General features: G+C 43.6%; 14 protein-coding genes and 1 pseudogene. 7 read left to right on the forward strand and 8 right to left on the reverse strand.

What is annotated here, in order from left to right:
• Positions 1–651: 651 nt before the first annotated feature.
• Both IQ224_RS25060 and IQ224_RS16420 read left to right on the forward strand, forming a co-directional pair.
• Positions 652–833 (forward strand): annotated as a pseudogene (locus IQ224_RS25060) (DUF3352 domain-containing protein); the annotation flags it as partial.
• 155 nt (positions 834–988) lie between these two features.
• Positions 989–1,306 (forward strand): 2Fe-2S iron-sulfur cluster-binding protein, encoded by a 318-nt coding sequence (locus IQ224_RS16420; protein WP_002746781.1) that lies wholly within the window; start codon positions 989–991, stop codon positions 1,304–1,306.
• Positions 1,307–1,387: 81 nt separating this feature from the next.
• On the opposite strand, the gene IQ224_RS16425 is transcribed toward IQ224_RS16420, so the two are convergent.
• A complete protein-coding gene (locus IQ224_RS16425) occupies positions 1,388–3,010 on the reverse strand; it encodes a CTP synthase (protein WP_002746783.1) in 1,623 nt (540 codons plus the stop codon).
• A gap of 256 nt (positions 3,011–3,266) precedes the next feature.
• Here IQ224_RS16425 and IQ224_RS16430 point away from each other — a divergent pair, with 256 nt between their 5' ends.
• Entirely contained in the window at positions 3,267–3,620 is a 354-nt protein-coding gene (locus tag IQ224_RS16430) for a hypothetical protein (protein WP_002746784.1), read from the forward strand.
• Between the two features lie 54 nt (positions 3,621–3,674).
• Here IQ224_RS16430 and IQ224_RS16435 read toward each other — a convergent pair whose 3' ends face one another.
• The 3 genes from IQ224_RS16435 to IQ224_RS16440 are packed head-to-tail and all read right to left on the reverse strand — an operon-like array spanning position 3,675 to position 5,183.
• Positions 3,675–4,445, reverse strand: a complete 771-nt coding sequence (locus IQ224_RS16435) for an ABC transporter permease (protein WP_036402231.1) — start codon at positions 4,443–4,445, stop codon at positions 3,675–3,677.
• A gap of 12 nt (positions 4,446–4,457) precedes the next feature.
• Entirely contained in the window at positions 4,458–4,637 is a 180-nt protein-coding gene (locus tag IQ224_RS24270; RefSeq protein ID WP_002746786.1) for a hypothetical protein, read from the reverse strand.
• Positions 4,638–4,697: 60 nt separating this feature from the next.
• Positions 4,698–5,183: an ABC transporter substrate-binding protein gene (locus tag IQ224_RS16440; RefSeq protein WP_002746787.1), complete on the reverse strand. Its 486-nt coding sequence runs from the start codon at positions 5,181–5,183 to the stop codon at positions 4,698–4,700.
• Positions 5,184–5,780: 597 nt separating this feature from the next.
• On the opposite strand from IQ224_RS16440, the gene IQ224_RS16445 reads away from it, so the two are divergent.
• Entirely contained in the window at positions 5,781–6,587 is an 807-nt protein-coding gene (locus IQ224_RS16445) for a creatininase family protein (protein WP_036402234.1), read from the forward strand.
• 261 nt (positions 6,588–6,848) lie between these two features.
• On the opposite strand, the gene IQ224_RS16450 is transcribed toward IQ224_RS16445, so the two are convergent.
• On the reverse strand, positions 6,849–7,163 hold the full coding sequence (locus IQ224_RS16450) for a type II toxin-antitoxin system VapC family toxin (protein WP_370583149.1): 315 nt from the start codon (positions 7,161–7,163) through the stop codon (positions 6,849–6,851).
• Positions 7,164–7,246: 83 nt separating this feature from the next.
• Entirely contained in the window at positions 7,247–7,459 is a 213-nt protein-coding gene (locus tag IQ224_RS16455; protein WP_002746793.1) for a DUF2281 domain-containing protein, read from the reverse strand.
• A 706-nt stretch (positions 7,460–8,165) separates the two neighbouring features.
• On the opposite strand from IQ224_RS16455, the gene IQ224_RS16460 reads away from it, so the two are divergent.
• A complete protein-coding gene (locus IQ224_RS16460; RefSeq protein WP_002746802.1) occupies positions 8,166–8,834 on the forward strand; it encodes a HEAT repeat domain-containing protein in 669 nt (222 codons plus the stop codon).
• Positions 8,835–8,895: 61 nt separating this feature from the next.
• Positions 8,896–9,411 (forward strand): phycobiliprotein lyase, encoded by a 516-nt coding sequence (locus tag IQ224_RS16465; protein WP_002746805.1) that lies wholly within the window; start codon positions 8,896–8,898, stop codon positions 9,409–9,411.
• 66 nt (positions 9,412–9,477) lie between these two features.
• On the opposite strand, the gene IQ224_RS16470 is transcribed toward IQ224_RS16465, so the two are convergent.
• Together IQ224_RS16470 and IQ224_RS16475 are read right to left on the reverse strand one after the other, a co-directional pair.
• Positions 9,478–10,410 (reverse strand): hypothetical protein, encoded by a 933-nt coding sequence (locus IQ224_RS16470; protein WP_080612751.1) that lies wholly within the window; start codon positions 10,408–10,410, stop codon positions 9,478–9,480.
• Positions 10,367–10,966, reverse strand: a complete 600-nt coding sequence (locus IQ224_RS16475; protein ID WP_002746810.1) for a DUF1517 domain-containing protein — start codon at positions 10,964–10,966, stop codon at positions 10,367–10,369. Before IQ224_RS16475 ends, IQ224_RS16470 begins: the two co-directional genes overlap by 44 nt.
• Before the next feature lie 502 nt (positions 10,967–11,468).
• Between IQ224_RS16475 and hpnH the strand changes: the two genes are divergently transcribed.
• Positions 11,469–12,485, forward strand: a complete 1,017-nt coding sequence (gene hpnH, locus IQ224_RS16480) for an adenosyl-hopene transferase HpnH (protein WP_103112454.1) — start codon at positions 11,469–11,471, stop codon at positions 12,483–12,485.
• The last annotated feature ends 85 nt before the right edge of the window (positions 12,486–12,570 follow it).

Consider the following 12,570-nt stretch of genomic DNA (forward strand, 5'->3'; position numbering starts at 1 on the left):
ACAATTATTTTTTTCTCTTGAATTTTCTCTTTCTCGCTCCATACCCCTTTTAATGCTATATATTCTCATTAACCCTTTTAACCTTTGAATTAATTTTAGTTATTATGTACTACTTTAATGGCTTTTTTGATCTGTGACAGTTGAGGGTGCGGAATGTGGGATTGAAAGATTAAATCATACCTTTCGACAAAGGATTTCTCGGCTGGTGGCTCTTCTCGTTTCTGTCTGGAAGGAAGAAGAATAGGGATAATTTTCCAGAAATATAGTCTTCAAAGCCCTGCCTAGCAAGAATTCTACGAATGATAAGCACTGATTATCACACAAAGTCGAGAAGAGCCGGCTGGTGAGAGAGAGTCTATCTTTCTCTAAAAAAATGGAGAATCACGTTGGGGAACCCTTTGGTATTTTATCCATGACTACAATGCACAGCAAAGCAAAGGATTAAGCTGCCATCACTACTACCGAATCACCACCGCTCCAAGTTGCCAATCCGATAGCTTGCGGTATTGACAAATGGGGTAGATGCTCTGATACTATGCACCACCACTGCTTGAGATATTTGTTTTTCAGCATTGCCTTTCACGATGCTCCTCTAAATCTCTAGCTTGATTTTCTGTGACTGCTCACCTTTTTGTAATAAATCTACACCTGTCAGAACGGGTGATGGGGGTAGAGGTGGACAGTGCGATATTTGGATGAGTTAGCCCGCAGTCGCGGCTATAATGTGGTTAAAAGGATGACAGCTTGGACAAAGTTAATCACGGCAGTCCCGGGGAGGAAAAGCGCAACTAGAGACGCTCGTGACGGGAGTGCATACCAGGGTCGATAATTTTTGCTTATGGAATCGTAAAATGCTTACTAGGCAACACTTTTAGGACTATTTTTGGAAAAAAACTATCAGTATAGACCTCGTTTCCACACAGAAATCAGAAGAGCCCCCAATCTAGAATGATAAAATAGGTGAAGTTCAAAGCATCATTCATTAGCTATGACCACAACCTACAAAGTAGAAATTTCTCATTTAGGAACAATACAAACGATCGAAGTTAGGGAAGATCAAACTATACTACAAGCGGCCTACGATGCGGGGATTGACTTACCCAGTTCCTGCAATGCGGGCGTATGTACTACCTGCGCCGCTCAACTTTCCCAGGGTAGCGTCGAACAAGGTGAGGGCATGGGATTATCCCCCGACCTGCAAAAAGAAGGCTATGCTTTGTTATGTGTGGCCTATCCTCGCTCGGATATTAAACTGGAATCTGGCAAGGAAGAAGTAGTTTATCAACGTCAATTCGGAAAACCCTAGGCCAAACTGGGTTTAAGACGGGAAATTTTCGGGGGTTTCCCCCCAAAAAACCAGATTTTGAGCCAATAGAACCGGCAAACCCTAACTAATAAGGGAGAACTTTTGCTCTGCACTCTTGAGAGCTGCTTTCATGAAACCAGAAAAGAGAGGATGAGCTTTATTGGGACGAGAGCGAAATTCGGGGTGAAATTGGGTAGCAATAAAGAAAGGATGTTTTGGTAGTTCGATAATTTCCACCAAACGACCATCGGGAGAAGTGCCACTCACCAGATAACCAGTCTCAAAAAAGAGACTACGATAGGCATTATTGAACTCGTAACGGTGACGATGGCGCTCATAGATAACCTCTTGACCGTAGAGAGAGAAAGCTAGACTATCGGGATTTAAACGACAGGGATAGAGACCTAAGCGCATTGTTCCCCCTAAATCCACCACATCTGCTTGTTCTGGCAGTAAATTAATCACTGGATTCGGTGTATCTTCTTCAAATTCGGAACTATTGGCCCTTTCCAATCGGGCCACATTGCGACCCCATTCGATAATCGAACACTGCATCCCTAAACAGAGACCCAAAAAAGGAATATTATTGACCCTAGCATACTCGATCGCCTTAATTTTGCCATCCACACCCCTAATCCCAAAACCACCTGGTACAACAATACCGTCAACACCGCTTAAATGAGATTCGGCCGAATCCTTGTCCACATCTTCGGCACTTACCCAACGCAATTCTATCTCGCTATTAAGGGCAATGGCAGCGTGTTTAAGGGCCTCCACCACCGAGAGATAAGCATCCCCCAACTGCACATATTTCCCAACGATAGCTATCTCTAATTTTTGACTAGGGGATTGCATCTGTCGGATGAGATTTTCCCACTCCTCCAGATGGGGGTATCGGGGACCCAGGTTTAATAATTCTAGGGTTTGTTGCGCTAATCCCTCTTTTTCCAGATTGAGAGGAACTTCATAGATACTGCTGGCATCCTGAGCAGTAATCACCGATTCCACCGGCACATCACAGAAAGCTGAGAGTTTTTCTTTTAACCCCGGTTGTAGGGGTAGATGACAACGACAGACTAACACATCTGGTTGAATACCGATCGATCTTAATTCCTTGACCGAGTGTTGCGTCGGTTTCGTTTTCATCTCCTTAGCGGCCGGAATCCAAGGAATTAGGGTAACGTGCATATAAACCACGTTATTTCGACCCACATCCTTCCTAAATTGCCTAATTGCTTCTAAAAAAGGCAAAGATTCGATATCTCCCACCGTACCACCAATTTCTGTAATGACAATATCGGGGTTAGTATCTTTGGCCACCCGGAGAATCCTTTCCTTGATTTCGTTGGTAATATGGGGAATTACCTGCACGGTTCCCCCCATATAAGCACCACGGCGCTCTTTATTCAATACCGCTTGATAAATCGAGCCAGTAGTCACGCTATTGAGACGGGAGAGTTCCGTATCGGTAAAACGTTCGTAGTGGCCAAGGTCGAGGTCGGTTTCGGCCCCATCATCGGTGACAAATACCTCTCCGTGTTGAAAAGGACTCATCGTACCCGGATCCACGTTGATATAGGGGTCTAATTTCAGAATTGAGACGGAATAATCCCGACTTTTTAACAATCTTCCCAAACTAGCAGCGACAATTCCTTTCCCAATACTGGAGACAACTCCCCCAGTAACAAAGACAAATTTACTCATAAAATTTTTCCTGCGATCGATTATACCTAGCAAGGGGTAAGAGTTTTCGGGATGGGGTTGACCCGTCAGAGAAGCCGAAGGGCGGTGTCATTTTCCCAGATTTCATTATAACTGGATGATCTATGCCCCGATCCTCGTTTTAGCTCCCTCTCGAAAATCTATTGCACCACAGCCTTCACTCACCTTCAACCCAATCATCTAATTTTTCCGCTACAATCGAGAGTACTAAGACTCAGGCAATTGTAAACTAATATTCATGATAGATTTTAATACCCTCGCTGAATTTTCCCGCAACTATTGCGTCTCGATTTGTGCCTTTTTAGTACCCGCTAACTTAGTAACCACCCTTTTAACCGTTCTTTTTCTCTATTTCGGTCGTCCTACCCGTCAAATCTTCCCCATTGCTTCCCTAGCTTTGTTGTTCGCCATCACCATGTTTCTCCACGTCGCCACTTGGTTAATGATTGGTGTGGTTATGGCCCCCACTTTTATCCTCTTTGGACTGGGTTTAACCTGTTTTGTGATCAATCTTCAAGCCATCAGCGATCGCCAAAGTTTGGAACAGTTATTAAATACTGGGGTTAGTCGTCTGGCCCGCTCTTTCAACTAAGGAAAAGTGCCAAGACTCCCCACTTCCCACTTCCCACATAGTTGAACCAATAGGCTAATCTTGATGCGTCCAAGAGCGATGATCCAGACGCAAACCCCAATCGAGCAGATAACCAATCGCACCAATAACGAGAATCACTGCCATCAACTCTGAATAGGCGAGTCGATCGCGTGTATCAAGAATATAATAACCCAAACCCGCACTAACCACCAGCATTTCCGCCTGGACAAGAACGATCCAGATAATACCTATAGCCAAACGGAAACCAGTTAGGAGATGGGAGAGGATCGCAGGCAGAATAATCTGGAAAACCGTTTCCCCTCGGGTAGCACAGAGACTGTGGGCTAAAGTCAACCAAGAGCGATCAACCGCATTAACCCCAGCAGCCGTATTGAGAAGGATCGGCCAGATAGCCGCCACCGTCAGCAAAAAATACACAGGTAGATCACCAATTCCCAAAACCATCACCGCTAAAGGCATCCAAGAAAGGGGCGAGATCATGGGTCGAAATTGAAATAGGGCCGACAAAGCCGATTCAAGGGAGCGATACAACCCGATTAATACCCCCAACGGCACACCGATGGCACTAGCGAGAACCAAGCCCACAATAACCCGGCGGCAACTGGTGAGGATATGGGGCATAATCTCCCCCCCAACAAAAGGACGTAATAAAGCGACAAAAGATCGCTCAGGGGAAAAATCATTTAAAATCGGGTTTGAGTGCCATAGAGGACTGGTAAATAGCCACCAGAGCAATAATCCAAAACCCATACCCCATAAGGGTAGTAAAGCTCTTGGCGGGGAGGTCAAAGATTGTGACTTCATAGGTTCGGACCCTTAAAATTTGATCGTCTCGATGCGGGAGAGATTATTCGGTAAGCCAAAAGCTTTCGGTCCGCCCACCTGTTGCAAGGCATTACGGACAAAAGAGTCATCCACGAGATACCGCGCCACCTGTCGGGGTTGCAGTTTTTGGAGAAAATCCGTATTTCCTTCTACCTGAGTGGTTTTGAGCAAGCGTACCAGTTCCGACCTATAGGAAGGGAAAGGATAGGGCTGGAAATCGATCCGGTTGACTTACCAAGCTGGATTCTCGATCGCCCCGTCTTTCTTATAGAAATTGCGATCATAGTAAGTAAGCGCCCGTTGCAATACCGGCGGCGGGTGAGGGGTATATTTTCCACCATCTTTAGAGAGAATCCGGGCCACTTCCGAGCGATTGCTCCGGGACCAGAGTTGGGCTTTAACGAGGGCGTTTACCACCTTCTGAGTCCATTGTTTCCGTTGTCTAATATCCTCCTCGTGAACAAAGACAACGCAACAGGCGTGATTCTTCCAGACATCGCCGGTGAAACGGAGAACCAGAACCCTACCGGTTTTGAGATTTTCCGCTGCCACGTTGAAAGGTTCAGCAACGATATAACCACCGATGCTCTTATTGGCGAGGGCTGATACCATATCCGGGGGCGGGAGAACCACTAGATTAACCTCGTTAGAAGCGATCGGCGCGTCCTTGGCTTTGCGAACTATTTTCAGCCCGTTACGTTGTAAGAGTTGTTGCAAGCAGCAATTCTCATTTTAAGGTTTCATGACATTAAAACCCTTGCACCTAGAGGGGTTAATAATTCTTAACGAATCTCTAGATCGCTGAAACAACGCAAAATCGTTTCAAAATGAGAATTGCTGCTCTCTTGGGTTTGGTGGGTAAAATGTATTCTAAGATACAGTCCTGCGGGCGAGCGAGTGAAACGAACCACAAAGACACAAAGACACAAAGGACACAAAGATCGATCGCTCTTATATAATTTAAACTTATCACACAAGGTCGAGAAGAGCCGACGATATTGCAGATTATAATTAATGAAACAGGTTTTGTTGCTATAGGGATTCGTTTTGTCCAACCATTACCGATGAAGATGATTGGCAACCTTGCCAAGAATTAGTGGTACAATTACCAAATAAACAGTAATTTTTTCCATAAGTATCTAAGCACAATTAATTACACATCTAAGCCACTACTCCGTCAGACTTCTGCTGTGAGTAAACAGTGAACTGAAAACTCAAATCCGATCCCTAATAGCTTTATCCCGTCTCCTGTCTCGACTAGGAAATTAATTTTGCACGACTACTTAACCCTAATCCCTCACCCCCAATAAAATTATGATGCACGGTTTTATTCCCCCCCATCGTTATTTTCCCTATCTTACTTGGACCGATATAGATTCAATGCTAGATAAGGAAAATGTGGTAATTATTCAACCCATCGGTGCGATCGAACAACACGGACCCCATCTCCCTATTGCTGTCGATGCTGCCATTAGTTTAGGGGTTTTGGGCAAAGCTTTCGAGAAATTAAATACAAATGTTCCCGCTTTCGCTTTACCCTGTCTCTACTACGGAAAATCTAACGAACATTGGTCTTTTCCCGGTACGATTACCCTCTCGGGAGCCACCTTATTAACCCTCATTCAAGAGATAGCTGAAAGTCTCTATCGTTCGGGTTTTCGCAAGTTAGTATTAATGAACTCCCACGGCGGGCAACCGCAAGTTATGGAAATTGCTGCTAGGGATATTCATCAACAATATCCCGATTTTTTAGTATTTCCTTTTTTCACTTGGCGAGTTCCCCACAATGCGGCTGAATTATTCTCGGAATATGAATTAGAATACGGTATTCATGCAGGAGATGTGGAAACTAGCATTATGTTATCATTACTGCCAGAACAGGTCAAAATTGAGCGGGCTGTCCGAGAATATCCCCAGGGTTTGCCAGAAAATAGTTTATTAACTATGGAAGGAAAATTACCCTTTGCTTGGTTAACTAAGGAATTAACTAAAAGTGGAGTGATGGGAGATGCTACTAATGCAAGTAAAGAAAAAGGCGATCGATTATTAGAATCCGTTGCTAATGGTTGGGTACAGGCGATCATTGATGTTTATCGATTCCGTCAACCGAAGTTATCTTAATAGAAGATTAATCAGAATTGTTAATAAGCTGTACTGCATTTAAACTGCCTATTTGTAATTTTCTTACAAAGGATAAAACTCCATCTTCCTTTTCCTTTGATTCGGGAAGTTTATCATTATCTTGTATTAGCATCAACAGAGAAAATTTTAACCAGGCTTCGGGTAGTTTTTAGCATAACTATATAATCTCAATTATGAGCTTTATTTTTGAGATTTTAGAAATTTTGTAACCAGTAATAAAAAGAAAACAAACGACATTTTTTACCATATTTTTTGTACGGGATAAGAATCGAAAACAGAATCAACACCCCGGATAATTAGGTTTTCTGTAATTGCTTGAGAAATTAATAAACGATCAAACGGATCTTTGTGATAATAAGGTAAGGTGTCTAATGTCCAAATATGAGATAATTTCAGGGGTAAAATCTGCACATCATTAATTTTAGTTCGATCTTTAACTATTTCCGAGAGAGAAATATCTAAATTTAATTTGCCTAACTGTACTTTGATCTGTATTTCCCAGACACTGACCAAACTCAAGAAAAGAAGATTATTTCTATCTTCTAGTATCTTAATTGCTGATGAGGAAAGCTGAGGAGAATTCTGGGAAAATTAGATTAAAGTGTGACTATCTAAGAGAATATTCATGAGTCAAAATTTCAGAAATTATCGGGTAAGGGTTGATTGAAATCATCACTCATCCAAATTTTTCCCTGATGCAACCCAAAGACTCGTTTTTTAGGGGAAGATAACGGCTCCTTTTCCTCCGTGAGAGCTTCTACATATTCTAAGATTTGTTTTTGTTTATCTAGAGGAATTTCCTGTAGGTTGTTAATAATGCTTTCTGTAATTTTATTGCCAGAAATAGTCATGGTTTTCTCAATATATACTGAAATCTACGATGGAAGCTTCATGATAGCATTTTAAACATAAATAAAGTTAATTTTTGTAGAACCACTTCCCCAACTTGTTTAAGAGAGTTCCTGCAAAAATCAGGTTCTTCGGTTTGTCTTATGCAATAGACGGGAGTTATAAGGGATGGAACCCTTATAGAGAAAGACATTGGGCGATTTTTGTCAATTGTTTTTTATCTAAAGCGAACTAATCAATTAAATCCCTTACCAGATAAAGATTTTGTTGATTTATGCCCCCCTATCGAACCATAACAAGTAACGAAGAGCCAAAAATCAAAAATCTTCCGTGAGGAGACTCCGAGACGGTTTACAAGAGGAGAAAAAAGACAAGAGACAACTATTCTGTCCATAAAACCCAAGATTATGTCAAATTTATCTGAGGTTTTCGATATTTTGAGCCGATAGCACCTCGAAAACTTACTTTTACAGGAGGTTTAAGCTAAATTAATCCTATTATTAAGGATATTAGTTAGAGCAGTTATCTTAATGAGCAGGTACGAAGTTTTCGTTTTCGGGAGTCGGTCTTCCATACCAAATTAGATTACACTTCATCTTTATGAGAAACACTGTAACAGACAGAAATTAGCTGTTTCAGTCCACTAGGGCTGCTGACTTAGAAAAAATTGCGTTAGAATTAAAGAAATATTACAAGTGATTGACAAAAATGAGTAAGCCTGATATAGAAACCATTGCCCTGCAGTTAGAAAGCAGCAACTCCAAAGATCGTCTGCTGGCCTTGGCATCCCTGCGAGAAGTGGCCCCGGAGGAGGCTGTACCCTTGATCAAAAAAGTCCTTTATGATGAAATGCTGCCAGTGCGATCGATGGCTGTCTTTGCTTTGGGAGTCAAACAAACCGAGGAATGCTTTCCTATTCTGGTGGATTTGTTAGCCAATGATGCCGATTATGGCATTCGCGCCGATGCTGCGGGGGCTTTAGGTTATTTAGAAGATATTCGCGCTTTTGAACCCCTACAACGGGCTTTTTACGAAGACACGCAATGGTTAGTCCGCTTCAGTGCCGCCGTCGCTTTGGGCAATTTGCGCGATATTCGGGCTAAACAGGTGTTATTATCGGCTCTCGATAGTAACGAAGCGGTTATTCAACAGGCCGCTATTGCTGCCCTTGGGGAAATCAAAGCAGTGGAAACCGTCGAGAAGCTTTTAACCTTCGTTAACTCCGATGACTGGTTAATCCGGCAGCGATTAGCGGAAGCTTTAGGCCATCTTCCGGCGGAAAAAACGATCGCAGCCTTAAAATTTTTGGTCAAGGACGAACATCCACAAGTGCGCGAAGCGGCCCGTTTATCCTTGCAAAAATTGGCCAACGTCTAGGGATAGGATAGAATAAATAATCTATTCTTCCAGAGCGATCAATCTTTGCCTACAGCCATTCATGGACATTCAAGAATTTATTAATCTCTGTGCGGGTAAATGGTTTTCTCAGCGCACCAGTTATCAATTAGCTGCCCAAAAAGTTGCCAATAATAAAGCAGAAATCACCATCGATTTGCTGGCTGCCGATGCTGCCGATGTGGTGCAATTATGTTTAGGAAATAACTGTCAGTCCCAGGCCAGTCTAGGGGGATGGAAAACGACTTGGGATAATTCCGTGGACTATGGACAACCGAAAAAAATCGGTTCTAGCTATTTAGTTTGGCTGCCCTCAGAGAATTCTTGGCAAGGAAAATTAATCACATCGGACGGTAAATCGGCAGCGCTGGGAGAATATCATCTCAGAAGCGATCAAGCTTTAACTTTAACCATCGAGGATAATCACCATCGTATCGAGGAAAGAATCTGGTTTGCTAGTCCTAATCTGAGATTGCGTACCAGTATTATTCAGTCAGCCAATGGCGATCGCCAGACGGTTTTCTATTCGGAAATTCGCAAAATGGTTGCTCCTAAGTAGCTGCCATCCCCAATCTCTGAGGTGGGGAAGACAGGATTAATCTTCCACCACTCCAGTCAAATCCTCCTAACGTCGGCCGCGTCTGCTGCTGCCAAAACCACTGCGACTAGGGGTACGACGGGAACCAGAGGAACCGAAACTAGGAGAACGTTTGACATTATCAGATTTACCCGAATTCTTCAGGGTACTGGAACCATAACCGGAACCACTGGGTTTTGTGGTGGTGGTGGTGCTGCGATTGGGACTAGAGGAAGTATTACTAGGATAACGACGTAAATTGCCAGTAGAACGGAGAGTTTGTCGGTTTTTGACTGCCGGAGGTGGACTATTATGTTTAGTCCGGTATTGATCCACTGCCTGATTATAGGTGGAACCGTAACCACCAAAACCGGTCATCACACCTCCCGGAGTATAAAGGGGAGGAACGTAGTATTGAGGACGAAAGAGCAAACTACCCAAAGCTTGACCAGCAACAGCACCGAGAAAAGGACTCCAAAAACTCGATTCTTGCCGAATCACCACGGTTTCCTGTTGTCCGGTTTGGGGATTGTTCCGCACTTCCGTGACATTATGGACATACTCGATTTTAAAATCTTCGGTCATGTACAGGGTAGCCTGATCGCCGTTGATTTCCACCGCAGTTTTTTCCCCTTTAGCGATATCCTCCTCGGTTAATCTAGCCATTTGCAGGTTAGTGGTGCGAAAGAGGGGAGAAGTCCCCCCAGGGGTGTTTAACAGCATTAAGGTATAAGTGCCATCTCCGTCATCGTAGGTAGCTTGTTGCACCTCGTAGCGACCGCTACTAACCTGATTGGATTCTCGTCTTACACTACTGTTATTAGCTGACGGTGACTGAGTTTGATTTGACGAGGAACCACAGGCCACCGTTGTGCAACAAAGGGTAAGAATTAAAAAGATTGTCGTTACTTGGCGCAGCATAAGGGCAAAATTAAGACTATAAAGGCAGCAATTCGGGGAAATTGAGTAATAGTTGCTCATTGGTCAATTCATCTCCCAATTGAGCAGGAGAAAAATGTACCTGAATGGCACGCAGCCGACCTTGGTAGTGAAGGTTAATTATTGATTTTAAACCATCTTCCAGGGCCTCTCGATCGGCTAGGCTAGTTTCTAAAGCAGCACTCTCACCCTCGAAGGCTATTGTGATCATAACAACTAAGTTATCGGTGACGGGTAAAGTTAAGGGTTCGTTTTCCCCCACTTCCCCAGACACCGATTCACTTAGGTATCTGGCCGCGGAATCGGTAAACAGTTCGTTAACGTAGTCTCCCGCTTCCCCCTCACTCCAAAAAATATCGCCCTCATTAGCCACAGAAAACCAATAGAGGTTCATCTGCAGCAGATTTTGACAAATTTCTACTAAACCCTCTCCCATGACCTCTAAATCGCCTTCGGAATCGATCGCCTCCCGGCCGGTACGATTAAGAATACCGATCAGCGGTGCGACTTCTTGGCCGTAGAGATGCAAAAATAAGCGACAGACCACATAGCGAGTTTTTCCCGCAAATTTCTTGAAGCGATCGCCTAAAGAACCCATAATAGACCTCTGGTAAAAATCAAAAATTGTCGTTAAGGTTAGGAGTCGGTCGTCAGGAGATAGGAGTCAGGAGATAGGAGTCAGGAGATAGGAGTCAGGAGATAGGAGTCAGATAGGAGTCAGGAGATAGGAGTCAGGAGATAGGAGACTTTTTTATTTATTCTCCCCACTTCCCACTTCCCACTTCCCACTTCCCACTTCCCATTTTCAAGTCAGTAGTCTTGAAGCCATCAGCTGGATCAAGGTGATAATCAAGTAAATAGCCAAAAAAGCCCTCAGCTTTTATTTATTTTGCCATTTTCTAGGCTTCTATGCCTTGATGCCCTGTTAAGTAGTCGGACATAAATTCTGTTGTCTATCTTAAGAAATGTAAATTGCCGCAATTCTTCCTGATGACCGACTCCTGACTCCTGACTCCTGACTCCTTACCCCACAGTTAACTTTACTTTTGTCCAACTACTTAACAGTCTATAATGACTTAGAATCCTATTGGTGTGAGCAAATGGCTGTCCAACTACAACAAGCTTTAGTGGTTGCTTCCTATATCTTGAAACAGCGTCTAGCAGGAAAAAAGCGTTTTCCCTTAGTTTTAATGCTAGAACCCCTATTTCGCTGTAATTTAGCCTGTACTGGCTGCGGGAAGATTCAACATCCCCCGGAAATCCTCCGCAATCATCTTACCCCAGCAGAATGTTTCGCAGCGGTGGAAGAATGCGGGGTTCCCGTGGTTTCCATTCCTGGGGGTGAGCCGCTTTTACATCCACAAATCGATGAAATTGTCAAAGGTTTAGTGGACAGAAAAAAATTCGTCTATCTGTGTACCAATGCCCTGTTATTGGAGAAAAGCCTAGATAAATTTACTCCTTCCCCCTATCTTACCTTTAGTGTCCATCTGGATGGTCTCAAAGAACATCACGATCGCTGTGTGGATCGAGAGGGAGTATTCGATAAGGCAGTACAAGGGATTAAAGCAGCGAAAGCGAGAGGTTTTCGGGTTACTACTAATACCACGGTTTTTGAAGGCACAGATCCGCGAGAAATGCAGGAATTTTTTGATTTTCTCGCTACTTTGGGTATCGATGGCATGATGATTTCCCCGGGTTATAGTTATGAGTGGGCCCCGGATCAAGACAGTTTCTTGAAACGGGAGCAAACCAGAGCTTTATTCCGAGAAATTCTCTCACCCTGGAAATCAGGTCAGAAAAAGTGGAATTTTAACCATAATCCTCTCTTTCTCGATTTTCTCATCGGTGAACAGGACTATGAATGCACGCCTTGGGGTAGTCCTAGCTATAGTCTTTTAGGATGGCAAAAACCCTGTTATCTGCTTAACGAAGGTCATTACAAAAGCTTTCGGGAACTTTTAGAAGAAACCAATTGGGATAACTACGGTCGGGCCAGTGGCAATCCTCAATGTGCCGATTGTATGGTACATTGCGGCTATGAACCGACCGCGGCCATGGCAGCTTTTAAACCGGCTAATATGGGACGTGCGATGCAGAGTCTCATCGGAGTCTAATCTAGGGTCTGCTGAATAAATCTAAAAACCTTGTTGGATAAGAGTTTTAGACTTTTTTCCCATCAAAAAGTGCCAGACCTTGGGG

Source organism: Microcystis sp. LEGE 00066 (genome assembly GCF_015207925.1).
Taxonomy (GTDB): domain Bacteria; phylum Cyanobacteriota; class Cyanobacteriia; order Cyanobacteriales; family Microcystaceae; genus Microcystis; species Microcystis ichthyoblabe_A.

Bases quoted from the DNA above. Each gene is read 5' to 3' on its own strand.
- IQ224_RS16420 (WP_002746781.1), top strand. From the start codon at position 989: ATGACCACAACCTACAAAGTAGAAATTTCTCATTTAGGAACAATACAA.
- IQ224_RS16425 (WP_002746783.1), bottom strand. From the start codon at position 3,010: ATGAGTAAATTTGTCTTTGTTACTGGGGGAGTTGTCTCCAGTATTGGG.
- IQ224_RS16430 (WP_002746784.1), top strand. From the start codon at position 3,267: ATGATAGATTTTAATACCCTCGCTGAATTTTCCCGCAACTATTGCGTC.
- IQ224_RS16435 (WP_036402231.1), bottom strand. From the start codon at position 4,445: ATGAAGTCACAATCTTTGACCTCCCCGCCAAGAGCTTTACTACCCTTA.
- IQ224_RS16445 (WP_036402234.1), top strand. From the start codon at position 5,781: ATGATGCACGGTTTTATTCCCCCCCATCGTTATTTTCCCTATCTTACT.
- IQ224_RS16455 (WP_002746793.1), bottom strand. From the start codon at position 7,459: ATGACTATTTCTGGCAATAAAATTACAGAAAGCATTATTAACAACCTA.
- IQ224_RS16460 (WP_002746802.1), top strand. From the start codon at position 8,166: ATGAGTAAGCCTGATATAGAAACCATTGCCCTGCAGTTAGAAAGCAGC.
- IQ224_RS16465 (WP_002746805.1), top strand. From the start codon at position 8,896: ATGGACATTCAAGAATTTATTAATCTCTGTGCGGGTAAATGGTTTTCT.
- IQ224_RS16470 (WP_080612751.1), bottom strand. From the start codon at position 10,410: ATGAGCAACTATTACTCAATTTCCCCGAATTGCTGCCTTTATAGTCTT.
- IQ224_RS16475 (WP_002746810.1), bottom strand. From the start codon at position 10,966: ATGGGTTCTTTAGGCGATCGCTTCAAGAAATTTGCGGGAAAAACTCGC.
- hpnH (WP_103112454.1), top strand. From the start codon at position 11,469: ATGGCTGTCCAACTACAACAAGCTTTAGTGGTTGCTTCCTATATCTTG.